At 66.5% G+C, this 23,560-nt stretch carries 22 protein-coding genes and 2 pseudogenes; 12 read left to right on the top strand and 12 right to left on the bottom strand.

Annotated features, from left to right (window positions below):
- The first annotated feature begins 13 nt into the window (after positions 1 to 13).
- Positions 14 to 1,483 (top strand): FAD-dependent oxidoreductase, encoded by a 1,470-nt coding sequence (locus ERC79_RS18545; RefSeq protein ID WP_131579874.1) that lies wholly within the window; start codon positions 14 to 16, stop codon positions 1,481 to 1,483.
- Between the two features lie 26 nt (positions 1,484 to 1,509).
- Here ERC79_RS18545 and ERC79_RS18540 read toward each other — a convergent pair whose 3' ends face one another.
- The 3 genes from ERC79_RS18540 to ERC79_RS18530 form a co-directional block, all read right to left on the bottom strand.
- Positions 1,510 to 2,127, bottom strand: coding sequence for a TetR/AcrR family transcriptional regulator (locus tag ERC79_RS18540; RefSeq protein WP_131579873.1), 618 nt, complete (start codon positions 2,125 to 2,127; stop codon positions 1,510 to 1,512).
- A complete protein-coding gene (locus tag ERC79_RS18535; RefSeq protein WP_131579872.1) occupies positions 2,124 to 3,176 on the bottom strand; it encodes a saccharopine dehydrogenase in 1,053 nt (350 codons plus the stop codon). The genes ERC79_RS18540 and ERC79_RS18535 overlap by 4 nt, the downstream gene beginning before the upstream one ends.
- Before the next feature lie 79 nt (positions 3,177 to 3,255).
- A complete protein-coding gene (locus tag ERC79_RS18530; RefSeq protein ID WP_165497169.1) occupies positions 3,256 to 4,437 on the bottom strand; it encodes a PucR family transcriptional regulator in 1,182 nt (393 codons plus the stop codon).
- Positions 4,438 to 4,563: 126 nt separating this feature from the next.
- Here ERC79_RS18530 and ERC79_RS18525 point away from each other — a divergent pair, with 126 nt between their 5' ends.
- From ERC79_RS18525 to ERC79_RS18515, 3 genes are read left to right on the top strand one after another with little or no spacing between them, the layout of a single operon-like run.
- Positions 4,564 to 6,198 carry a class I adenylate-forming enzyme family protein gene (locus tag ERC79_RS18525; RefSeq protein ID WP_131579870.1) on the top strand — a complete coding sequence of 545 codons (1,635 nt, stop codon included), beginning with the start codon at positions 4,564 to 4,566 and terminating at the stop codon, positions 6,196 to 6,198.
- On the top strand, positions 6,195 to 7,541 hold the full coding sequence (locus ERC79_RS18520) for an MFS transporter (protein ID WP_131579869.1): 1,347 nt from the start codon (positions 6,195 to 6,197) through the stop codon (positions 7,539 to 7,541). The genes ERC79_RS18525 and ERC79_RS18520 overlap by 4 nt, the downstream gene beginning before the upstream one ends.
- A complete protein-coding gene (locus ERC79_RS18515; protein WP_131579868.1) occupies positions 7,538 to 8,737 on the top strand; it encodes a thiolase domain-containing protein in 1,200 nt (399 codons plus the stop codon). The genes ERC79_RS18520 and ERC79_RS18515 overlap by 4 nt, the downstream gene beginning before the upstream one ends.
- A gap of 10 nt (positions 8,738 to 8,747) precedes the next feature.
- Here the strand turns inward: ERC79_RS18515 and ERC79_RS18510 are convergent, their stop codons facing one another.
- Positions 8,748 to 9,503: a CPBP family intramembrane glutamic endopeptidase gene (locus tag ERC79_RS18510; RefSeq protein WP_131579867.1), complete on the bottom strand. Its 756-nt coding sequence runs from the start codon at positions 9,501 to 9,503 to the stop codon at positions 8,748 to 8,750.
- A 237-nt stretch (positions 9,504 to 9,740) separates the two neighbouring features.
- Here ERC79_RS18510 and ERC79_RS18505 point away from each other — a divergent pair, with 237 nt between their 5' ends.
- Positions 9,741 to 11,438: a fumarate hydratase gene (locus ERC79_RS18505; protein ID WP_131579866.1), complete on the top strand. Its 1,698-nt coding sequence runs from the start codon at positions 9,741 to 9,743 to the stop codon at positions 11,436 to 11,438.
- Positions 11,439 to 11,510: 72 nt separating this feature from the next.
- Here the strand turns inward: ERC79_RS18505 and ERC79_RS18500 are convergent, their stop codons facing one another.
- The 4 genes and pseudogenes from ERC79_RS18500 to ERC79_RS23770 form a co-directional block, all read right to left on the bottom strand.
- Positions 11,511 to 12,080, bottom strand: a complete 570-nt coding sequence (locus ERC79_RS18500) for a mismatch-specific DNA-glycosylase (RefSeq protein WP_131579865.1) — start codon at positions 12,078 to 12,080, stop codon at positions 11,511 to 11,513.
- A 39-nt stretch (positions 12,081 to 12,119) separates the two neighbouring features.
- Positions 12,120 to 12,596 (bottom strand): VOC family protein, encoded by a 477-nt coding sequence (locus ERC79_RS18495; RefSeq protein ID WP_131579864.1) that lies wholly within the window; start codon positions 12,594 to 12,596, stop codon positions 12,120 to 12,122.
- Positions 12,597 to 12,662: 66 nt separating this feature from the next.
- Positions 12,663 to 13,562 (bottom strand): lipid II flippase MurJ, encoded by a 900-nt coding sequence (locus ERC79_RS23775; protein ID WP_278249710.1) that lies wholly within the window; start codon positions 13,560 to 13,562, stop codon positions 12,663 to 12,665.
- Positions 13,563 to 13,657: 95 nt separating this feature from the next.
- A pseudogene (locus tag ERC79_RS23770) lies at positions 13,658 to 14,104 on the bottom strand (lipid II flippase MurJ); the annotation flags it as partial.
- A 267-nt stretch (positions 14,105 to 14,371) separates the two neighbouring features.
- Here ERC79_RS23770 and ERC79_RS18480 point away from each other — a divergent pair.
- Positions 14,372 to 14,923: a hypothetical protein gene (locus ERC79_RS18480; RefSeq protein WP_131579861.1), complete on the top strand. Its 552-nt coding sequence runs from the start codon at positions 14,372 to 14,374 to the stop codon at positions 14,921 to 14,923.
- 9 nt (positions 14,924 to 14,932) lie between these two features.
- Here the strand turns inward: ERC79_RS18480 and ERC79_RS18475 are convergent, their stop codons facing one another.
- The 4 genes and pseudogenes from ERC79_RS18475 to ERC79_RS23615 form a co-directional block, all read right to left on the bottom strand.
- Complete coding sequence (locus ERC79_RS18475) at positions 14,933 to 16,030, bottom strand: LLM class flavin-dependent oxidoreductase (RefSeq protein WP_131579860.1); 1,098 nt, start codon at positions 16,028 to 16,030, stop codon at positions 14,933 to 14,935.
- Positions 16,027 to 16,570 (bottom strand): annotated as a pseudogene (locus ERC79_RS18470) (ATP-binding cassette domain-containing protein). The gene ERC79_RS18475 and the pseudogene ERC79_RS18470 overlap by 4 nt, the downstream one beginning before the upstream one ends.
- On the bottom strand, positions 16,567 to 17,409 hold the full coding sequence (locus ERC79_RS18465) for an ABC transporter permease (RefSeq protein WP_131579859.1): 843 nt from the start codon (positions 17,407 to 17,409) through the stop codon (positions 16,567 to 16,569). The pseudogene ERC79_RS18470 and the gene ERC79_RS18465 overlap by 4 nt, the downstream one beginning before the upstream one ends.
- Entirely contained in the window at positions 17,406 to 17,627 is a 222-nt protein-coding gene (locus tag ERC79_RS23615) for a hypothetical protein (protein WP_242676631.1), read from the bottom strand. The genes ERC79_RS18465 and ERC79_RS23615 overlap by 4 nt, the downstream gene beginning before the upstream one ends.
- 443 nt (positions 17,628 to 18,070) lie before the next feature.
- Here ERC79_RS23615 and ERC79_RS18455 point away from each other — a divergent pair, with 443 nt between their 5' ends.
- The 6 genes from ERC79_RS18455 (at position 18,071) to ERC79_RS18430 (ending at position 23,559) form a co-directional block, all read left to right on the top strand.
- Positions 18,071 to 19,930, top strand: a complete 1,860-nt coding sequence (locus ERC79_RS18455; protein WP_131579858.1) for a VWA domain-containing protein — start codon at positions 18,071 to 18,073, stop codon at positions 19,928 to 19,930.
- A gap of 110 nt (positions 19,931 to 20,040) precedes the next feature.
- Positions 20,041 to 20,790: a class I SAM-dependent methyltransferase gene (locus ERC79_RS18450; RefSeq protein ID WP_131579857.1), complete on the top strand. Its 750-nt coding sequence runs from the start codon at positions 20,041 to 20,043 to the stop codon at positions 20,788 to 20,790.
- A gap of 172 nt (positions 20,791 to 20,962) precedes the next feature.
- Complete coding sequence (locus ERC79_RS18445; RefSeq protein WP_131579856.1) at positions 20,963 to 21,268, top strand: type VII secretion target; 306 nt, start codon at positions 20,963 to 20,965, stop codon at positions 21,266 to 21,268.
- Positions 21,269 to 22,954: an alpha/beta hydrolase gene (locus ERC79_RS18440; protein WP_242676630.1), complete on the top strand. Its 1,686-nt coding sequence runs from the start codon at positions 21,269 to 21,271 to the stop codon at positions 22,952 to 22,954.
- Complete coding sequence (locus tag ERC79_RS18435; RefSeq protein ID WP_131579855.1) at positions 22,951 to 23,130, top strand: hypothetical protein; 180 nt, start codon at positions 22,951 to 22,953, stop codon at positions 23,128 to 23,130. Before ERC79_RS18440 ends, ERC79_RS18435 begins: the two co-directional genes overlap by 4 nt.
- Positions 23,131 to 23,163: 33 nt before the next feature.
- Positions 23,164 to 23,559 carry a YbaB/EbfC family nucleoid-associated protein gene (locus ERC79_RS18430; RefSeq protein ID WP_165497168.1) on the top strand — a complete coding sequence of 132 codons (396 nt, stop codon included), beginning with the start codon at positions 23,164 to 23,166 and terminating at the stop codon, positions 23,557 to 23,559.
- The last annotated feature ends 1 nt before the right edge of the window (position 23,560 follow it).

Genomic DNA, 23,560 nt, shown 5'->3' with positions numbered 1-23,560 from the left:
AGGACCCACCTCCATGGCCGAGGCCGCCACTGTTCGTCCCCTGTCCGCAGAGAGCATCGACACCTGGCACTACGAGGCCGACGTCGTCATCGCCGGCTACGGAATCGCCGGCGTCAGCGCCGCGGTCGAGGCTGCCCGTGCCGGGGCCGAGGTCCTGGTACTCGAACGGGCCGGCGGCTGGGGCGGTGCGGCGTCCCTCGCGGGCGGATTCATCTACCTGGGTGGCGGAACCCCTCTCCAGAAGGCCCTCGGGTTCGAGGACACCCCCGCGAACATGAAGACATTCATGATGGCGGCTCTCGGTCCCGGCGCCGACGAAGCCAAGATCACCGACTACTGCGAGGGCAGCGTCGACCACTACAACTGGCTGGTCGACTGCGGGGTCCCGTTCAAGGAGAGTTTCTACGGCCAACCCGGCTGGGAGACGCCGTTCGACGACGGCCTCATGTACTCCGGCGGCGAGAATTCGGCGCCGTTCAATGCGATCGCCACTCCGGCCCCGCGCGGGCACATTCCGCAGATGGCAGACAAGAAGGTGGGCGAGAAGGGCGGCGGCTACATGCTGATGAAGCCCTTGGTCGAGACCGCGGAGAAGCTCGGCGTCCAGGCCCAGTACGACATGCGCGTCCAGACGCTGATCACCGACGCGACCGGACGGGTCGTCGGCGTCCAGGCCAAGCAGTACGGCAAGGACGTCACTGTGCGGGCACGTAAGGGCGTAGTCCTGGCAACCGGCAGTTTCGCGTACAACAAAGACATGGTCGAGGCATTCGCGCCGCGCCTGATCGGGCGTCCCGGTGCCGCGATCGAGGAGCACGACGGCCGGTCGATCCGAATGGCGCAGGCCCTCGGCGCCGACCTCGCGCACATGGACGCCACCGAGGTCGCATTCTTCGGCGACCCGCAGATGATGGTGCGCGGCATCCTCGTCAACGGCCGCGGTCAGCGCTACGTCAACGAGGATACCTACCCCGGCCGCATCGGCCAGCTCACGTTGCTGCAGAACGACAATCAGGCCTACCTGATCATCGACGAGGAGGCCTACGAGGAGGCCAACACGACCCCGTCGTCGACGCCCTTCTTCCGGTTCCAGCCCAAGTGGGTGGCCGAGACCGTCGAGGAGCTCGAGTCCGAGATGGGCCTGCCGGAGGGCACACTGCAGTCCACCGTCGAGGTCTACAACAAGCACGCCGCGAACGGTCAGGATCCGGTCCTGGGCAAGAAGTCCGAGTGGGTCAAGCCGATCGGTTCGCCTGTCGCCGCCCTCGATCTGCGCAACTTCACTGCGGGTTTCACGCTCGGCGGACTTCGCACCAATACCGCGTCGGAGGTGCTACACGTATCGGGCGATCCCATCCCCGGCCTGTTCGCGGCCGGCCGCTGCACGGCGGGCGTGTGCGCGTGGGGCTACGCGAGCGGAACCTCGCTCGGTGACGGCAGCTTCTTCGGCCGTCGAGCGGGAATCAGCGCCGCGAAGGGCTGACACCAGCGCTGGAGGGCGCCCGGCGGTCAGGCCGGGCGACCTCCGTCGCCGTGGATCAACGCCACTGCGGCTCGAACAATCTCCAGATCGCCCGCTGCCGTCCGGCGCACCCCGATATCCGATCGGACGACGGAGGAACCTTCGAGAAGACTGACGACTGTCTCCGCCAAGGCAGTTCGCCGATCCTCGGGCACGTCCGGACGGGCACACGCGATCAGGTCCGCGACATGGCCGACGTAGGTGCGGTAGAAGACGCGCACTACCGCCGCGGTCTCATCGTCACCGCCGGCTATCGACCAGATCTCCCGGAACAGCCGAAGGCAGGCCGGGTCGTCCTGCTCGGACAGGAGGACCGCGAGCATCTGCTCGGTGTCCTCGCGGGTCACGTTCCGTTCCGACGTGTCGTCGGCTTCCAGTCCCGTCGCCTCCGACACGCGGGCCAGCGAACGCGCCAACGCGCGGTCGAGCACCGCCCGGATCAAGTCGGCGCGAGTGGGAAAGTAGTGCTGCAGGTGGCCGATTCGCACCCCCGCTTCCGCCGCGAAGTCCCGGAGCGCAGAGTTCGCATTGCCCCGCGTAGTGAGCACGCGTTCGGCGGCGTCGAGCAATTCGGCCTGTCGTTGCGCGCCCTTGGACGAAGTCATGACCGCAATACTTCCACCCCGTGTTCCTCGAGTTCGCGCAGCGCGGAGTCGGGGCGAGGATGCAGTTCGGGAAATGTGACGCCCGCGACCGCGTCGGACGCGAGCACCCGTCGGAGCCCCAGGAATCCGCCGAGCGCGGTGAGATGCGCCTGCCCGCGGGGATCGATGATCGTCGCGGACATCGCGCGTGCGTCACCGGCGATGTCGATGCGGACCTGCGCGCTGCCCCCGTCACCGGGTGAATAGAGCAGGGATCGACGCACGGACGTCCACCGTTCGCCACGACCCCACCGGAACAGGCCCAGCTTCTTCGCCGCGAGGAGCGTGGCCGTGGCCGCGTTGGAGCTGAACCCGATCCGCGTTGTCGCGGTGCCCACCCCCAGCGTCAGCGGCAGCGTGAACTGCTCGGGGGTGTCGAGCCTTGCGACCTTGGTCCGGGAGCCGGCGATGTCGACCCATCGGGCGTCGGAGAGCGGCGCAACCATCTCCGGAGCGCCGGAGCGCCGCACCTCGTAGTCGTATCCGAGCCGGTCGATGAAATCGACGGAGTCGACGCCGGCCGAGTCCTTCATGTCATATCGGATCGCGATGTCGACCGACCTCGCGTCACCACCTCGCTCGGCGACGAGGGCAGCCGTCACGATGCTCGTGACGCCTCCCATCCAGGATGACGAAAGAAGCACCGGCGCAGTCGGTTCGGCAAGCGTCGCGACCGTAACTGCCCGCGTGAGCCGACTGGTCCACCGTGTGATGTCGACGTAGGGCACCCCACCGCTCACCGCCGCGCGGAGCACCCGATCGTCGGGGTCGTTGACTGCGCCGACCACAGCCCGGACGCTCGCCGCGAACGGTTCCGGGTCGGACAGATCCCAGCGCCGCACCGATGCTCCGTGGCGCTGCGCCAACGCTGCACCTTTGTCCGGGTTGCGCCCGGTCAGCAACAGCGGCCATTCGGGGCCGGCCAGGTCTGCCAGTGCGGCACCCACGGTGCCGTACCCGCCGACGATCAGGACCGGTCCGGCTGGGTCGTACTCGATTTTGTCGTTCATGAATACCAAAATAGGTCATATGACCAATTTTGTCGATGCGCGCGCCACCCGGTGAGCGGGGGGTCGATCTTGCCGCGGGCTACGGAAGCGGGCGCTCCTCGCCCGTGATACCCGGCCGCACGTCGAGGGTGCCCGTGTCCCGACGGGTGGCCAAGACCCAACTGAGCTCGACGATCGTGTTGGTCGACTCGAGGGAGCACCCGGTCAGCTCCTCGAATCGCGCGAGCCGATGACGCAGGGTGTTCTGGTGAATGACGAGGGCCCGCGCAGTCGCACGGACGACCCGGTCGTGCTCGAGATGTGCCTGCACGGTGTCGAGCAGGATCACGCCGAAGTCGCCCTCGTCCATGAGCGGCTCGACGTAGCGCCGCCGGAGCAGTCGAGTGGCCAGCGGTGTGACTGGAATCGCCAGGCGCCACGACACCGTGCTCGGGTCGTGCAGGCCGGGGATCTCACCGGGCACGAGCGCCAGGATGTGCTCGGCGGCGACAGCGGACGTACCGAGGTCGCGCAGCGGGGCGGCTGGCCCGACGGCGAGTACGCCCCGGCCCGCGATCTCGCGCGGTATCCGGGTCACCAGGGCAGCGGTGCGGCCGGAGATCTCGGCAACCAAGGCGGCGGCTCCGGGAGTCGACCCGTATCTGGCGAGGTCGGCTGCCCACTGCTCGCGACTACCCGACGTCGGATGGCCCAGCACGACGTGATGGTCTCTATCCGGGTCCATGCCCAGGGCACGCACCCGCGGCCGCAAGGTCGGGTCGACAGACGATCCGGAGAGGAGGGTCCGCAGTACGTCGACCTCCTCCACCGAGCGCCGGACCACCTCCGAGACTGCGTGCGTACGGTACTCCTTGACCGCGTCGGCGACGAACCAGTCACCGACCTCCCAAAGCAGCGTCGAGCCACGCAGAGTCGACTCCGCCGGCAGTGATCGTTCCCGGGCAACCTCGATGAATCGGTCGTGAATGGCGTTGAGGCTGATCCGATATGCCCGGATGATGTCCTCGATGGCCATGCCCTGGCGGATTCGCCGCCGGGTGGTCCGGCGCGCCTCACCGTCGGGGACGTCTCGCGGCGCCTCCCCCTCCTCCAGGCTCGACATGCCACGCGCCACGTTCAACCAGGCCGACCCGGCGAGATCGTCCCGGCCGATGCTCGCATAGCCGGGCAGTTCCCGGTGGATGTCGTCGGCAGCCTTCCGTGCGATCCGCTCCGCCTCCGCGCGGAGCAGCGCGGCGACGGATGCGAGTGTCGCGACCATCGGCATCCCCTCTCCGGACGATCACCGCGCCCGATTCCCGCCGTTGGAGTTTTGTACAACGACACTATCGTGACATCGGTCGGCCGACCCTAGCGAAACACCCGTTACAAGCCCGATATTGGAAACATGACGTGCATCACAGACTCCAGTTCGCAGCATCACGTAGTAGGCCAGACCAACGCGACGGGGCATCCTCTGGAAGGGCCGCCCGGCACCTTCGGTGCGCTGTGGGCTGCGGCCGCACGTGATCACGCAACCGGGACGTTCCTCGTCTTCAAGGACGAGGACGGCACCATCACCCGCTGGACGTACGCGGAGTTCGACACCGTCGTCTCACGCACCGTGACCGCGTTGCGCCGCCGCGGCGTCGTGTCAGGCGACGGAATCCACCTGTGCCTGCGCAACAGTCCCGCATTCGTCGCACTCTGGCTCGCCGCCGCGCGAATCGGCGCCTGGATCGTCCCGGCGGATCCGAGCGCGTCCGGCCGTGACCTGGACCAGCAGATCGGCCGGACGTCCCCGCGGCTCGGCTTCCACTCGTCGGCCCGCCGCACGGCCTACCTGGAGGGCGCCGCCGGCCACGGACTGACCGTGGTGGAGCTGACCGAGACCGCCCGCGACGTCGTCGACCCCGCCATCGGTCTGGTCGCAGACGAGACACTGACCACCGCGCTGCCCACACCCGGCCCGGGCGATCGGCTCGCAGTCATGTTCACCTCCGGCACCACATCCCAACCCAAAGGCGTGGTGCTGACCCAGGCCAACTACTTCAGAGTGGCCACAACGATGGCGGCCGCGGCCGATCTACGGGCCGGCGACCGCTGGCTGGTGACCCTGCCACTCTTTCACGGCAACGCGCAGTACTACTGCTTCGCGGCCGCCATTGCTGTGGGCGCCGGTGTCGGCCTGACCGCCAGCTTCTCCGCCAGCGGGTGGGTCGGCGACGCCATCACGCTGGGCGCCACACATGCAAGCCTCTTCGCGGCCCCCATGCGGATGATCCTGGCTCGCACGCCGGCCGACCAGCAGCCCGCGCGGCTCCGACACGTGTGGTTTGCCCAGAGCCTCGGCGCCGAGCATCACGCCGACTTCGCCCGCCTGGCCGGGTGCCTTCCGCGCCAGCTCTACGGCATGACCGAGACCGTGCCGGTCGTCAGTTACGACCGCAGCACACCACCGGTGTCCGACCTGATCGGTACTCCGGTCGACGGCCGTGTCGCACGACTGGTCTCGCCCGGAACCCTCCACCCTGTGGCACCCGGCGAGACCGGAATGATCGCGGTGGCCGGCACCCGGGGCGACACGGTCTTCCAGGAGTATCTCGACGACCCGGCCACCACGGAGCGGACCTTCCGCACCGACGAGAACGGCACGGTGTGGATGCTCACCGGGGACCTCGCCGTCGAGACATCCGGCGGTTGGCGTTTCGTGGGCCGGGCCGACGACGTCATCAAGGTCGCCGGCGAGAACGTCTCCCTGACCGAGGTCGAGGCGACCGTCGCCCAGGCGCCGGGCGTCCTCGAAGCCGCGGTGCTGGCCCGCCCGGACGAGATCCGCGACCACGTTCCCGTGGCGTACGTGGTGCCTCGCGACCCGTTGCACCCCCCGCGCCCCGCCGATCTCGCAGACTGGGCCACCCGCAACCTGTCCAAAGCCGCTCGCCCTCACGAGTGGACTGTCATTGCCGAATTGCCACGTACCAGTGTGGGCAAGATCCGCCGCTTCAAGCTGGCCGACACCGAAGGAGCTGTCATCCGATGACGACTGCGACCACCGTCTCCTCGATCCGCCGCCGACGCGCCTTCATCGGCGCCATCTCCGGTCACCTGATCGAATGGTTCGACTACGGCGTCTACGGCTTCCTGGCCGTGACCCTGGGAAAGCTGTTCTTCGCCTCGCAGTCCCCGGCGGTCAGCCTGCTCAGCAGCTTCGCCGTGTTCGCGCTGAGCTTCTTCATCCGCCCGCTGGGGGGAATCTTCTTCGGGCCCATGGCCGACCGGATCGGCCGCAAGCAGACACTTCTGATCGTCATGCTGCTGATGTCGGGATCCACCTGCCTCATCGGGCTCCTACCGACCTACGCCACGATCGGCATCGCCGCACCGGTGTTGCTGATCCTGCTGCGGTGCGTCCAGGGGTTCTCGGCCGGAGGTGAGATCGGCACCGTGACCAGCTTCGTCGCGGAGTACGCCGGCCCCCGCCGTCGCGCCTTCTCCACCAGCTGGCTCATGGTCACCGCCGTGCTCGGCCTGATGCTGGGCAGCATCGTCGCGAACGGCCTGACCGCTCTCCTCGGCCAGGACGGCATGGCGGCCTGGGGGTGGCGCGTCCCCTTCCTCTTGGCGGGGCCGTTGGGTCTGATCGCCGCCTACATCCGCCTCAAGCTCGAGGACAGCCCCGAGTTCATGGCCCTGCACGCGGCGGGCGAACAGGAGAAGGCCCCGCTGCGCGAGTCGATGCGATGGAAGCGCGCACTCACCCTCGTCTTCTGCATCATCGTCCTGCACTCGTCGATCTTCTATCTGGTGCTCACGTTCGCCTCGACGTTCATGACCAATACCCTCGGCTTCGACAACTCGACACGATTCTGGTTCGTCCTGCTGGCCTGCGCGCTGGCGGCTGCGGTCATGCCGATCGGTGGCGCGTTCACGGACCGGTACGGACGCAAGCCGTTCCTGCTCGGGGCCGGGCTGCTGGCCACCGGTTCGATGTTCTGGCTCTTCCAGGCCGCGCCCGGTGCCACGCCCGCGTCCTTCCTGCCGCCCCTGCTCGCCACGGCCGTAGCGTTCGGTCTGTACGCGTCCTCCACCTACGCACTCATGACCGAACTGATCCCCACCCGGATCCGTTCCACCGGGATCTCGATCGCCTACAACGTTCCTGTCGCGATCTTCGGCGGCTGCGCCCCATTCGTCGCCGCATGGCTCATCACGTCCACCGGCGACATCACCTCCCCGTGGTACTTCTTCGTCGGGACCGGTCTGGTGTCCCTCGCCGCACTACTGGTGCTGCACCCGAACGACTTCCGTCGCGCGGCAGCCGCCTCAGTACCCGCCGGTTCCGCGCCCGCCGACCCGCAGCGGACCTCGGAGGTGACGGCGTGACCGCCGGCCGGCCCGGGGCACGGGAGCGGGAGATCGTCCTGACCGGATGGGCGCACACACCGTTCGGCCGGCAGGACAACACCTTCGAACAGCTGGTGACTACTGCTGCGAACGAAGCGATCGCGAGTGCGGGGATCACCGCCGCCGACATCGACGAGATCGTGCTGGGGACCTTCAACGCGGGAATGCAGCCGTTGGCCTTCCCATCGTCGCTGGCGTTGCAGGCCGACGACGGGCTCTGGGGGAAGCCGGCGACCCGAGTCGAGAACGCGTGCGCGTCGGGCGCCGCGGCCTTCCGCACCGGAGTTCACTCGGTCCTCGCGGATCAGGCACGCACCGTGCTCGTCATCGGCGCGGAGAAGATGACCGACGCAGGCGCCGAGGTGGTCGGCCGGGCCCTCGTGGGGGCCGACTACGACAGCGCCGGGCGGCCCTCCCGAGTCGGATTCGCGGGTCTGTTCGCCGAGGTGGCGCGGGCCTACGGCGAGCGGTACGGGGATCCCGGCGACGCCATGGCCCGCATCGCGGCGAAGAACCACGCGAACGGGCTGGCGAACCCGTGGGCACACCTGCGCCGTGACCTCTCCTACGACTTCTGCCGGACCGTCGGGGACGACAACCCGATGGTGGCCGACCCGCTGCGCCGCACGGACTGCTCTCCGGTGTCCGACGGTGCCGCTGCAGTGGTCGTCACTACCGCGGACCGGGCCTCGGCGTCCGCCCGCACCGCAGGGGTGCGGCTGGAGGGGATGGGACAGGCCAATGACTTCCATCCGGCGAGCCGCCGTGACCCCCTGGCCATGCGCGGGTCGCAGGCCGCCTGGCGCAGCGCCCTCGACCGGGCCGGCGTGACGGTGTCAGATCTGTCGTTCATCGAGTTGCACGACTGCTTCACCATCGCGGAACTCGTCCTCTACGAGGCGCTGGGCCTGGCCGATCCGGGCAAGGGCGGAGAACACCTTGCCGCCGGCGAATTCGACCGCGAGGGAGATCTTCCGGTGAACGTCTCCGGCGGCTTGAAGTCCAAGGGCCATCCGGTCGGCGCGACCGGGGTGTCCCAGCTCGTGCTCAGCGCCATGCAGCTGACCGGGACGGCCGGCGACATGCAGCTACCGGTCGCCGATGTCGCGGCGGTGCACAACATGGGCGGCCTCGCCGTCGCCAACTACGTGCACGTCCTACGGGGGAGGCTGTGACACTCGGCCATCAGCCCAAGGACACCTGCCAGACGAGGGCCGCCGCAAGGGCACCGATGCCGTTGAGTGACCAGTGCAGCGCTATCGGAGCGAGCAGGCTGCCGCTGCGGCGGCGCAGCCACGTGAAGACGAACCCGGCTGCCGCGGTCGCCACGACTGCGCCGGCGATGCCGATCATCTGCCCGACGAGGCCGCCTCCGAGAATTCCGGTGAGTCCCCGATTGCTCGTGGTCAGGCCCAGCGACGACGCGATGTGCCACAGCCCGAACAGCAGAGAACCAGCGGCGAAGACGCCGCGGGCGCCCGATACCCGGGACAGCGTGCCCTGCAGGACGCCCCGGAAGGCGAGTTCCTCGGGGATGACGGTCTGCAAGGGAATGACGATCATCGACGCAATGAGGGCACCGGAGATGGTGGCGTAGCGGTCCGCCATGAAGAACTGCCGAGTCATCGGCAGGGCGATCCCGATCGCGACCACCGCAAGCACGAGCCCGACTGACGCCAGCGCGTACAGCGTCCCCTTCTTCCAGTGCCGGGGAGAAAGGCCGAGTTCCGACCAGCCCAGTCCGCGGCGGCGAGTGAGGCCGACGAGGATGACGGCGGCAATCGGCACGGTCGCGATGCTCGCCCACACGGTAGTGAAGTGCGCGATCATGTTGGTCGCGACCAGCACGGCGACGACAACAGCAACGTCCAGCCAGGCATGGGCGGCACGAATGCGGTGCAGGGCGGTCGAGGAGTCGACACCTGTGTTTGCGAGATTCATGCGTTGCGCCGCCCCAGTCTCTGCAGCCTGACCGACACTCGGGTGCCACAGATTGTTACCTGTCTGTTATCTCCTTCGAGCGTACGCCGCCCGGAAGAGCGGGCGCGGTGAGCTTTCGCACACCCGAATCGGTCTGCCTCCGATACTACGGACGATCTCCCCGCCCCGATTCGGGCGAGGATTCTCTCGCAGTTAGCCTGAACGTCGAACTTCGCACCCCCCTGTTCAGGAGAGATGATGGCCGACTTCCTCTATGAGGACCTGCTGCCGATCGGTGACGACCCCACCGAATACCGGCTGCTCACCACCGAGGGGGTGTCCACCGTCGAGGGACCGGACGGACGGACCTTCCTGAAGGTCGAACCGGAGGCCATGCGGCTCCTCACCGAGACCGCCCTGCACGACATCTCTCATTACCTGCGCACCGATCACCTCGAGCAGCTGGCGAGCATCCTCGAGGATCCGGAGGCGTCGAACAACGACAAGTTCGTCGCACTCGATCTCCTCAAGAACGCCGACATCGCTGCGGCCGGCGTTCTGCCGATGTGCCAGGACACCGGCACCGCGATCGTTATGGGCAAGCGCGGCCAGCAGGTCCTCACCCCCGGTGGGGACGAGGAATCGATCGCGCGCGGCGTATATGACGCGTACACCAAGCTGAACCTTCGCTACTCGCAGAACGCTCCCATCACCATGTGGGAGGAGAAGAACACGGGCAACAACCTGCCCGCGCAGATCGAGCTGTACGCCGACACCGCGAAGGGCCACGAGAACTCCTACAAGTTCCTCTTCATGGCCAAGGGCGGCGGATCGGCCAACAAGTCGTACCTGTACCAGGAGACCAAGGCCATCCTGAACCCGGACTCGATGATGCAGTTCCTCGAGGCCAAGATCCGCTCGCTCGGCACCGCGGCCTGCCCGCCGTACCACCTCGCGATCGTCGTCGGCGGCACCTCCGCCGAGTTCGCGCTCAAAACGGCCAAGTACGCGTCGGCGCACTACCTGGACGAGCTGCCCACCGAGGGCGCGATCACCGGCCGCGGATTCCGCGACCACGAGCTCGAGAAGAAGGTGTTCGAGCTCACCCAGAAGATCGGCATCGGCGCCCAGTTCGGTGGCAAGTACTTCTGCCACGATGTACGCGTTGTCCGTCTCCCCCGCCACGGCGCATCGCTGCCCGTTGCGATCGCCGTCTCCTGCTCGGCAGACCGTCAGGCGAAGGCGAAGATCACCCCTGAGGGCGTCTTCCTCGAGCAACTCGAGTTCAACCCGGGCCAGTTCCTGCCCGAGGTCACCGATGCCCAGCTCGACGCTGACACCAACGGTGTCTCGGGCACCGGCAACGGTGCCGCAGTCAAGATCGACCTCACCCGCCCGATGCCGGAGATCCTGGCCGAGCTGTCCAAGCACCCGGTCAAGACGCGCCTGTCGTTGACCGGCCCACTGGTCGTCGCGCGTGACATCGCGCACGCAAAGATCAAGGAGCGCCTCGACGCCGGTGAGGAGATGCCGCAGTACCTCAAGGACCATCCGGTGTACTACGCAGGTCCGGCCAAGACCCCCGAGGGCCTCGCGTCGGGATCGTTCGGCCCCACCACGGCCGGCCGCATGGACTCCTACGTCGAACAGTTCCAGGCAGCAGGCGGCTCGATGATCATGCTGGCCAAGGGAAATCGGTCCAAGCAGGTCACCGAAGCGTGCAACACGCACGGCGGCTTCTACCTCGGTTCCATCGGCGGCCCGGCCGCGCGTTTGGCACTGGACTGCATCAAGAACGTCGAGATCGTCGAGTACGAAGAGCTCGGCATGGAGGCGGTCTGGAAGATCGATGTCGAGGACTTCCCGGCATTCATCGTCGTCGACGACAAGGGCAACGACTTCTTCGCCCACACCGGCGAGGTGACCCTGACGATCGGCAAACGCCCCGGCCTGTAAGGCGCCTCGCGCCTGTGCGTGGTTAGCGAGGATAGACACTCGCCAACCACGCACAGGCCGCCGCCATGAACTTCAGCCGGAAACGACACCCGCGTCTACGGCTGCCGCGCGGTACACGGCGGCGAGCGTGTCGACCGTGTCGTGTGCGTTGAGCCCACTGGGGTTGGGTACCAGCCACAGCTCGGCGCCCTCGAAGTCGTCGGGTTGTTTGCCCTTTTTCGCGGCCCGCACCCCGAATGCCGCTCGGTATGCGGTGATACCCGCGACGGCAACCACCCGCGGACGCAGTTCTGCCACCGTCTCGCGCAGCCGCACCGCTCCTGCCCGCAGCTCATCGGGCGTCAGCTCATCAGCTCTGGCAGTGGCTCTCGCAACGAGATTGGTGATCCCGATCCCAAGCGTGATCAAGAGTTCCCGATCGGACGCTGACATCCCGGCGGTGGGGTCGATCGGCCGGTCGATGATCCCGGCCCGCAGCAGCGCCGGATAGAACCGGTTGCCAGGCCGCGCGAAGTGCGCCCCGGTGGCCGCGGTCCACAGCCCCGGATTGATGCCCACGAACAGCAGGCGACAATCAGGACCGATCAGATCCGGCACTTCTTTGTCGCGAAACGACTCGAGCTCACTGCGACTGAATCCCATGGAGACAGCGAACCGCACCGGACGGAGAGGACCAAACCGTCAGGAGCCTTCGTAGGCCGCGCGGATGACGCCGATGTCGAGTTTGCGCATTCCGAGCATCGCCTGCGTGGCCCGTTGCGCGCCCTCCGCGTCCGCCCCCCCGATGTACGAGCCGAGCGCCGCCGGAATGATCTGCCATGACACCCCGTAGCGATCCTTCAGCCACCCGCACTGGCTTTCCTGTCCGCCATCAGCGGTCAGCTTCGACCAGTAGCCGTCGACCTCAGCCTGATCGGCGCAGCTCACCTGGAACGAGATCGCCTCGTCGAAAGTGAACTCGGGGCCACCGTTGAGGATCGTGAACTTCTGCCCGTCGAGTTCGAACTCCACGGTGAGCGCGAGACCCTCCGGACGGTGCATTCCGGGTCCGTACCGGGAGACGTTCAGGATCCGCGAGTTCTTGAACACCGATGTGTAGAACTGGGCGGCCTCCTCGCCCTCGGTGTCGAACCACAGGCATGGCGTGATCTTCTGCATGGTGAGTGCATCCTTGTCGATTGTCGAGTTGCATACATCGAGACAGACCGCCGCCACGCCGGAAACTCATCGGCTCAGCAGCATCTTGGCATTGCGGACTTCAGGGATGCCGACCTTCTGAGCGGTGACGAGGAATGCTGGTGTTCCGAACACGAGCACGGCCGCAAGGGCCACCGCCGCGGCTGCGCGAGGGTTGTCCAGCAGCTGGTGTGACAGTCCGACCGCGACGATGCAGACGACGCCGGCAGAAACCGACGCCCATAGTGCCCGAGCAAAGGTGTCCAGCACGGCGTGGAATCCGAGGAGTCCGTACCGGCGTCGAAGGATCAGGTGACCGCTGACGGCGCCGACGAGGTAGGACAGCGAACCCGCAACGGGCAACGCCACCACTACCGCGGTGCCGGGTAGTGACACGACGCTCAGTGCCACCACGCTGATCTTCGTGACCACCATCGCGAGGTTGATCAGCGCCGGGGTGCGCATGTCGTCGGCGGCGTAGAAGACCCGCAGCTGCAGCATCACGAGCGCGAACGGCGGCAGTCCGAACGCCGACAGTGCCAGCGCGATTCCGATGAGGCGAGCCGCATCGACGTCAACTCTGCCGATGAACATCACGGTGGTCAGCATCGGTCCGAGGAGGGCCATCGCGACGGCGGCAGGGACGAGCGCGACCATCGAGTAGCGGGCGGCACGGTTCATATCCGCGACGAGTGCATCGCGGTCTCCGACAGCGACAGCGTGAGCGATCCGTGGCATCAGCACCGTCAGCAGGGACACCCCGAGAATGCCGTAGGGCACCTGAAACAGTAAGTCGGCGTAGGTGTAGGTCGACACTGCGCCGTGGCTGAATGCAACTCTGAGAACGACCGCAACACCGAGTTGGCCGACCGCGACGTACAGAGCAACCCATCCGAACAACTTCGCGCCCGCCTTGATCGGCCGCCACGTGTACGGGAGAGGACGCACTCGCCAACTCCACCGGAAACCGCTGCGCCGCAGCGCCGCAGCGCCGCACCCGACCACGCCGCTTGTCCCACAATCCCCGCAGTGGTGCCGATCCCCAGCACGAGGACCTGCGCGGTGGTCAGCGATGACGGCACCAACGTCACCGGGCCCGGTAACAGCGCGAAGACCCCGACGGTGACGAGCACGATCAGGTTGTTGACCACTGGCGCCCAGGCGGCCGGGGCGTAGCTGTCGCGCACGTTCAACACGGCTGTCACGGTGCCGGCCACCGCGTAGAAGAAGATCTCTGGCAACAACAAGTACGCCAGCGAGGTCGTGAGCTGCGATTGGGCTGCTTCCGGCACCACCGCCGCGACAAGCAACGGTGCAGCGGCCACAGCAACGAGAGTGATTGCTGCGGCGCCGATCACGGTCGCAACCAGCATGCGCTGGGTGAACAGACGCGAGTGCGCACATCCACGCAGACGCGCCCGCGCCAGCACCGGGATGAAGACGCTGCTCATCACGCCTCCGAGGAGCAGCTCGTACACCATGCTCGGCATGGTGTTCGCGCCGTTGTATGCATCACCGACAGCTGCCACACCCAGCACCGCAGCCAACGCCAGCGTGCGAATGAAGCCGGTCACGCGGCTCGCCGCAGTTGCGACAGCGACAGCACCTGTCGCACGGGCGAACGTCCCCTCCGAAACCGCCATCCGACCATGATGCCCCAGCTCCCACCCGAAGCAACCTCGCCAACACCGCGTAGCGACCAGCGCGGACGGCTACCGTGGATTTCGCGCGCGGATCACCGGAGGGGGTGGACCGACATGACCCGACTGGCACGGGCAACTGCCGCGGCACTCTTCGCCGCCGTTGCGATCGTCTCGTGCGGCGGCACCGACACCCCACCGCAGCCGGCCACCCTCGCCGCCGACGCGCCGCAAACCCAGGAGGAGATGCGCAAACGGTCCGAGCAGCTGCTCGCCGACACGCTGGCACAGCTCGCGCCGTCGCTATCGTTGTCGCTCCAACCGCCTCCGTACTCGTCCGCAGAGCCGTCTAACGGCTCGGCGGTTCCGTGCACGAACAGTGCAGCGGACAGTCCACTCATACGAGTCGGTACCACTTACTGGGTCATCGGGGTACCGCCCGGAAGCGCAATCGCAGTGCAGGACCGCATCATGGCGGCGTGGCGAACACTCGGCTGGTCGGTGGTGCGCGAGGGCGCGAACACCGTCAGCGCGTGGACGAACGACAACTATCGTTTCCATCTGTTCCGCAACGGATACGACGGTCTTGCAATCACGCTGTCCTCACCGTGCTTCCCTGCGGGCGGTGCCGACGGCCGGCCGATGTCCGCGACCGTCACCCACCCCTGATCGACCCGCTCACGCGGCGTGCAGCAGCCCCTGCCTCGAGAGGATCGGCCGCACTCCCTCACCGAACCAATACGCCTCCTCGATGTGCGGTTGACCTGACAGCACGAAGTGCTCGACGCCCACGGCCGCATATTCCCGGATCAACGACGCAACCTCCTCATCGCTGCCCACCAGTGCCGTCCCCGCGCCGCCGCGCACCAACCCGTAGCCGGCCCACAGACCTGGATACACCTCGAGGTTGCGTAGATCCGCGCTCAGTCCGAGCTGGCGCCGCTGGCCCTCGGATTCGCTCTGCCCCAGCCTGGTTCGGGCCAGTTCGATCTGGGCGGGACTCATTCGGTCCACCAGCTTGTTCGCCTCCGACCACGCCTCCTGCGAGGTGTCGCGGGCGATCACATGGGCGCGGATGCCGAAGCTCAGCGTCCGTCCGTGCGCGGCGGCGCGGCGGCGTACGCCGTCGATGAGCGCAGCGACCTTCGCCGGTGGTTCGGTCCATGTCAGGTAGCTGTCGACATGCTGCGCGGCGACATCCAGCGCGGGCGCGCTGGCCCCGCCGAAGAAGATCCCCGGAGCCGGCGAAGGTGCAGGTAGCGCCGCAGCACCCTCGACGGTGTAGTACTTGCCCGCGAAGTCGTACGGCGTCCCGCTCCATGCGCCGCGCACGATCTCCAGGAACTCCCCGGTGCGTTCGTACCGCTCCTCCTTGGTGAGGAAGTCACCGAATCGGCGCTGTTCCTCCGCATCGCCGCCGGTGACGATGTTGAGCAGCAGGCGCCCAGGCGACAGTTGCTGGAAGGCAGCTGCCTGCTGCGCGGCGAGGGTCGGAGTGATCAGCCCTGGCCTGAATGCGACCAGGAACTTGAGCGTGCTGGTCTCGCGGATGAGCGCCGCGGTGGTGATCCAAGCGTCGGAGCACCATGTTCCCGTCGGGGTGAGCACCGCCTCGAAGCCCAGCTGCTCGGCGGTCTTCGCCACCAGCGCAGGGTAATCGAGCGACGCCGACCGGAACTCGGATGCCCGACCCGCCGCCTCCCGCGGCTCGAGCGCGCCGATCACCTCACGTCCGTCACCGGAGGCGGGCAGGTACCAGTGAAAATGCAGAGTCATGCCGAGATCCCCTCGAGAACACCCAGATGGGCGAGAACTTTCTTGCGCAGGTCAACGACTTCCGGATCGGCGCGCAACCGCGGACGCGACGCCGAAACCGCGACATCGCGTGCAATCCGGCCGCCGTCGAGGACCAGTACCCGATCAGCGAGCAGCACCGCCTCCTCCTCCACGTCATGGGTGACGAGCAGGACGGCGAAGCCGTGGCGCCTCCACAGCCTGATCAGCAACTCGTACGCCGTGATCCGGGCAGCGCGTCCAGCGCGCCGAACGGTTCGTCGAGCAGCAGCACGTCCGGTTCGCGAACCAGGGCCCGACCCAACGACACTCGCTGTGCCTCGCCGCCGGACAGGGTCAACGGCCAGGCGTCGATGCGATGGCCGAGGTTCACCTCGGCGAGCGCGTCGACTTGCCGGAACCGCTTCGTCCCACCAGGGCAACGATCTCGCCGCGCTGCAGAGTCAGGTCGATGCCATCGAGCACGACGTCGGAGCCGAACACCCGTCGGACGCCCCTCGCGGTCACAACGCCCCGGTTCACGTTCCTTGATACGTCTTGCGCCACGTCAGCAGCCTTCCCTCGAGGGCCCGCACGAGCGCATCAGTCGCGAGACCGAGGAACGCGTACACGAGCAAGCCGAAAATGATGATGTCGATGCGGAAGTAGATGCGGGCGTTGTTGACCAGATACCCGAGCCCGGCATCGGCGTTGATCTGTTCTGCGACGATCAGCGCGAGCCACGCGACGCCGAGTGACATGCGCAGACCGGTCAGCGCCTGCGGTAGAGCTCCCGGCAGGATCACATGGATGGCAAGCTGGAACTTGCTCAGCCCCAGCGCTTCCGCTGCCTCGACCAGCTTCCGGTCGATGCTCCGAATGCCGGCGAACAGGTTCAGATAGAGCGGGAACATCACACCGAGCGCAACCAGGAAAATCTTGGGGTGCTCACCGATGCCGAACCAGATGATGAACAGCGGGATCAGCCCGACGAATGGCACCGTCCGCAACATCTGGATGGGTGGATCGATCGCGAGTTCCACGACCCGGGAGAACCCTGCCAACACGCCCAACACGACAGCAACCGAGATGCCGAGCAGGACGCCGAACAGCACCCGCTGCACCGATACCCCGAGCGCGTCCAGCAGGCTCCCGTCCGCGCGCAGCTCGACGGCGGCAGAGACCACCTGCGCCGGCGAGGCGAGAGTTCTGTCCGAGATTACGCCCGCGCTGCTGAGCGCCTGCCACAGGACCAGCAGGACCAGCGGAGAGATCAGGCGCAGCGGCGGTTTCCACGACCTTCGACGACGACGCGTCACCTCCGTGACGCCGCTGCCCCCAGGCACCTCATGGATTTCAGGTTTCGTCAGGATCGCGGTCATTTCTTCGCCGCCTGGACCTGCGGGTTGAACCGGGCATCGAAGTACTGGGCCGCGACGCGCGCCTGCTTCAACAGACCCGCCGCAGCGAACAGGTTGATCAGCCTCTGTTGCTTCATAATTCGACTCTCATCGATCTGGACGTAGGCCCCCTTGGAGCTGTCGAACGACGCCGCTGCGACGTCCTCCGGCAGTTTGGTCAGCTTCGCGAAAATCGGCACCCACGCCTCGGGGTGCGCGTCCGCCCACACCTGGGCGCGGGCCAGACGCTCGAGGAAGTCGGCGAGGGCTGCAGACTTCGCGGGATCCGCCAGCGCATCCGATGCGTCCGAGAAGTAGGACTGCCCTGTGGTGACTGAGCACTGCGTTCAAGAGTTCGGATCACGCGAGTTCGATCCCCGCGCGGCGGTGGGGACCAGGTCCAGATCACCGCCAATCAGCAAGACCGGCGTCGGGACGGTCTGGATCCTGGAGCTCAGCCTCACCGTCATCGGTCCCGCCTTTCCACCCTGTAGATCGTTCGATGGACAGACAGAACCTCGGCGATACACCTAAAGTGCCCTCGAAGAATTGGTCATTGATTCGAGGGAGTGTCTAATTGAGATTTCTACGAAAGACCGCGGTTACTGTTGGCGCGACAGCAATTCTGCTGTCTACAGTTTCCGTGTTCGTCCCCGCCGCACACGCGGACGAAGCGTGTACCCCGGTTGTCGCGCTGGCCATGCGAGGAAGCGGCGAGCCCTCGGTCGGAGCGCAGAAATATGGGTCCCAGCGGACGGGCGGCTGGGAGGGACCGACACTCGAGCGTTTGCTGAAGAAGGCGTACCAAACGCAACAGATGCATGAGACTCCCATCATCGATGTCGGAGCGGGGTACCCCGCCGTCAAGGTTGTCCAATCCGTCGACGGAGCATTCGACATCCTCGAATCCGCCGAGATGGGAGCAGTCGCAGCGAAGGCGGCGTATTCGGACTTCAGGAAGACTCAGCCCGCGTCGTGCGCTGCACCGAAGGTGATTCTCCTCGGATACTCACAGGGTGCGATGGTTGCCCGCCTCACCGCTCAGCACTTCAGCAAGCTGGGCGTGCTGGTCGCGTCACATCTGGTGGGCGATCCGTACCAGAAGCCGGACGCAGACGGGGTTTTCGGTGGCGGATCGGATGGCGAAGGCATCTACAGGCGAGTACTGGGAGAATCCCGAGACGGGTACTACAGCCTTCCGGGTGTCCGCCGCGTCTCGCTCTGCCATGAGAAGGATCCGATCTGCGACTCGATTCTCCACAAAGACGAGTCTGCGCACATGAACTACTACAAGCCGGGCGTGAAGTTGGTGTTGGGAACCGGAATGAAGCCGTCGGAAACCGACGAAGTCGACTTCATGGCGAAGGCACTCGCGGCATCAGTTCGAGTCGCGCGGGAATCGTACGGCAGCGGACAGACGTCGTCGGTCGCGAAAGACACCGTGTTCGCAATAGATACGACGGGCTCGATGCAGCCCTACATCAACAACGTCCGATCCCAGGCCGCAGACATTGCAAACCGGATCGTCAGCGCTGACGGCCGATCCCGAGTGTCACTAGTTGAGTTCCGTGATCACGGCGACGCCTTCGTCGCGCGGACAGTCGTGCCCTTGACATCAGACTTCTCCGCGTTCAATACCGGGCTGAATTCGCTCACCGCGTATGGCGGCGGAGACACTCCCGAGGCTGTCTACTCCGGGATCGTGGAGGCGCTGCGAGCTCAATGGCACAACGACAGCAGGAGATCGGTAATCCTGCTGGGCGACGCACCTCCCCATGATCCGGAACCGGCAACCGGGCTGACCAGCGCAACTGTCACCGACATGCTCAACGGGGTGCGGCCGTTACCCGAGCCGTTCAGCCTGGCCGCAGCGGCGCGGGGTGTCACGCCCGAATCACGCGAACAGGCTCCATCGACCACGGATACGGTTGTCGCGCCGGCCACCCTGCGACAGGCAGAGACAGCGTCCGTCGTGAAGGGGCCTGGCGCTGCGACACTCTACTCGATCAGCGCGAGCCGTCACCTGACAACGATCATGGACCCGATTGCGGGCGCGACCGGTGGGTCGTCGGTGGAGATCGCGAATGCGGGCCTGGTCGGTGACGAGATCATGAGTGCGATCGACGAGATCGACAATCAGCCGACTGCTTCTGGATCGGTCTTCGGCATTCCGATGGAAGGAAGGCAGATCCTCCTTTCCTGCGCTGGAAGCTCCGCGTCGGGGGCGATGGATGCGCGATTCGATATCGACGACCGCGGCTCCTTCGACGTCGAATGTGTCGACGGAATCGCGCAGGTGGATCCACTCCCAGTCGGTACTCACGCGGTGACGTTGCGTGTCCGGGATGATCGAAACAGGGAGGCGTTCGCCTTCTTCACTATCGACGTGCCTGCCCGCAGCGTGCTGGAGGAGGTATATCCCGATGACACCGGATCGGTCGGTTCGAGCGGATCCCTGGGATCTGCTGGAAGCGGGTCCACCGGGTGGCCGTGGGGCTCGTAGTCGCGGATCATGCTCGCCAGGTTGATGAGTGGCGAGCATGATCACCGTCTTTCGCTCGGCCGGGTGAAATTCGATGTCGGTCGAGAACTCGAGTGTGCCATCATGCTGCGATGCAGTTCGACGCCCTCTACGACGATCCCGTTATGGCCAGCTTCTATGATCTCGAAAACGGTTGGAGTTCGAGCGACGCCGTCTGCCTGAGCCTTGCAGCCAAGAGCGATTCGGTGCTGGATTTCGGCTGCGGTACCGGAACTCTCGCGTGTGCGATTGCCACTCGGCATGGAATATCGGTGACCGGAGTCGACCCGGCGGAGGCAATGCTCGACCTGGCCCGGTCGAAGTCCGGTTCTGAGCACGTGCATTGGGTCCGCGGCGATTCGAGGACTGTGCGCCTGGATCGTCGTTTCGATCTGATCGTGATGACAGGCCACGCATTCCAAGTCTTCCTATCCGATGATGACCGGATGAATGTGCTAGCCAACGCTGCTCGACACCTTGCGGACGGCGGCCGACTGGTTTTCGACTCACGAAATCCAGCGCGCAAGGAATGGCTGGAGTGGAATCGTGAGGAGTCGATGCGGCAGATTATGCATCCAGAACATGGTGAAACGATGGCGTGGAACGATGTCGACGTTGACGAGCGGACTGGAATCGTCACCTACGGGACTCACTATCGACCCTGCGCTAGCGATCTGACGTACTCTGCACATTCGTCGATTGCGTTTCCAGGCCGTGACCTGATCGCCGCACAGATCGATCGGGCAGGGCTTCAGGTAGAACGCTGGCTGGGTGATTGGTCGGGGACACCGTACGAGCCCGATTCTGGCGAGATCATTCCGATGTGCCGCCACCAGAGTTGACCCGATCCACAGCGCCGACTTCGATTCCCGATGACCTCCCTCGGCATTTCCCCGTCGAGCCACGACCGAACGCCGGTAGGCAACCCACCGAGGTCGGGTGGAACCATGCACAGCTGGCCTGCGTCATACCAATCAGGCTCTGCGGTGAGCCCGGGGACTTCGGAGGGTTCGATTGGGCGATCAGCTGGGCGTCGATACCGACACGTTGCGTTGGCTCGCTACGTCGTTGACAGGTGCGGCCGATCGGATCTCGGGCATTGAGCTGTCCGCTCTGATCGACGCCGTCACCTCTGCGATGCCGGCGTCGTCGGCCGCTGCAGCCGCGGCCCGCGCCGGGGAGCCGCTACTCGGGTCCTACCGCGACACGGCCGGGCGGCTGCGCGCAATGGCAGCTACCACGGAAGCGAACGCCCGCGAGTACGACGCCACCGACCACACCTCCAGGCTGAATCTCGGCACCACAGCCGGGGGGTCTTAGATGGTCACACTGTCACAGTTGCGCTACTGGCGCCCGGACGAGCTCGCCGCCGTCGGCACCGCCGTCGCCGCATCGAGCCGTGCTTTCAGCGACTCGATGAACGCGGCCAGATCGCACATCGATACCGTCCAGTGGAGTTGGCACGGTTCCGCCGCCGCGGCCGCGGGTTCGCGCTCCGCGACGGAAGTGGGCGCGGCCCGCCGCACCGCGACGGCGGGTACCGCCCTAGCTGATGCGCTGCTCGGGGCCGCGGCCTCGATCGGTCCCGCCCGACTCGCGGCCCTCTCCATTGCCGACGAGGCGATCGCATCTGGATTCGCAGTCGCCGACGACGGACGAGTCAGCGCTCCACCGTTTGTCAGCGGCAACGCGTTGGCAGACCTACTGATTCAGGCACAACTGGCCGAACAAGCGACCGTGTTCGAGGCCCGGCTGGTCCCTGCCCTGGCCACGGTCGGCGAACTCGACGCCCGCGCCGGCGCAGCCCTGGACACTGCGACCGCTCAGCTGGGTGCCACCGCCGAAGCCGTGACGGGGAACCTCGGAACCGATGTTCTCCCCGAACCGACCCCCGGTACCACCGCTGCCGAAAACAAGAAGTATTGGGACTTGCTCACCGAGGAACAGCGGCATCGGGTCATCGAGGAACATCCGGACTGGGTCGGCAGTCGCGACGGCATCCCCTCCGCCGTGCGACACGAGGCGAACGTCGGCCGGTTCGACGACGAACGCGCCCGCCTCGAAGCCGAACGAGACCGTCTACAGGCGAAACACGACGACAACCTCTTCGGCGGCGCGTTCACCGGCGACGACACCGCGCTCTGGTACGCCGAGCAGAAACTGCGCGACCTCGAGGAGGTCGAGAACGTCGTGGCCGGCAACCCCGAAGGCCGCCTGATGCTGCTCGACCTACAGTCCGGCGAACGTGGCATGGCCGCGTTCGCTGTCGGAGACCCCGACACTGCCGATCACATCTCGGTCACCACCCCCGGACTGAACTCCAACGTCGACGACTCCTTCAACGCGATGGTCAAAGAGGCCTGCCTGCTGAGATCCGAGGCGGAGTACCAGCTCGACACCGTCGGCCGGGACGAGACCGTGGCAAGCATCGCGTGGTTGGGATACGGACCGCCGCAGACCACCGGCCCGAGCGTCCTCGACGTTGCCCGCGGCGTCCTCGAGGTAATCCAGAGCGACCGGGCCGAGGCGGGCGCCGCCAAGCTCGCCAGGTTCTACGACGGACTGGATGTCGCATCGACGCGGCCCAACCCACACATCACCGCGCTCGGCCACTCCTACGGATCCCTCACCACCGGCCTCGCGCTCCAGGACCCCGGACCCGGCCAATCTGTCGACGACGCCGTGTTTTACGGATCGCCCGGCGTCAATGCCTCAGACGAATCCGATCTCGGCCTGACCGAGGGGCACGCGTATGTGATGGAGGCCGACGAGGATCGCATCGTGACGGAGATCGGGAAGGTCCGCGTGTTCGGGCCGGACCCCGGCACCGCCGAGTTCGAACAGCTCTCCGTGAACGCGGGTGTCAGCCCAGACAGCGTCATACGAGACGGCGTCCACTCGCACAGTCAGTACTCACAACTCGGCAACAACGCGGAGCTTCGAATGTCGGGATACAACATGGCTGTGGTCGTGGCCGGACTATCCGAACAGGCGGTGCGCCGATGAACCGACAGACACTGCCACTGCTGGCCGCGGTAACCATGACAATCCTGACCACCGGATGTGGAGACCAGATCGCCGCCGCAGCCGCCCTACTGCCCACTCTGCCCTCACTCGAGGACACCGAGAAGCAGATCACCGACGTGATGGTGCAGATCGCTGACGCCGCCTGGTCCCGCTGAGCGGGCCGACCCGACAACGCCGTGTGCGACACCGTGACCAGCAGCGCACCACTCGATGAGCTCGCCGCGAAGGCACGCCGAGTCCACGAGGCGGTGACGCGCGTGCGCGGACGTGCCGAATCCGCAGGCGGGCACGTCACCGCCGAAGTCGACGCCGCCGGCCGCATCACCGCCCTGACCATCACCGACGCTGCACTCGCCGGAGGTGCTGCCGTGCTCGCGACGACCATCACCGACACCCACCGCGCAGCGTGCACCGAGGCGGAATGCGCGGCACAGGCCCTCCGTGACGAGCTGACCGCCGACCCTCGGGTCGCACGGGTCATCGCTGGAACTGGCACGGACGCCGCTGCCGCGCCACGTCACCATCCCGCACCTGTCGAGGACGACGACCCGGACTACACCGGGCCGATCCTTCGGCCCGCCTGAC

The organism is Rhodococcus sp. ABRD24 (assembly GCF_004328705.1).
In the GTDB taxonomy this organism is placed as follows: Bacteria; Actinomycetota; Actinomycetes; order Mycobacteriales; family Mycobacteriaceae; genus Prescottella.
The sequence above is the reverse complement of the archived record's forward strand: the minus strand, read 5'-3'. Positions and strand labels throughout refer to the sequence as shown.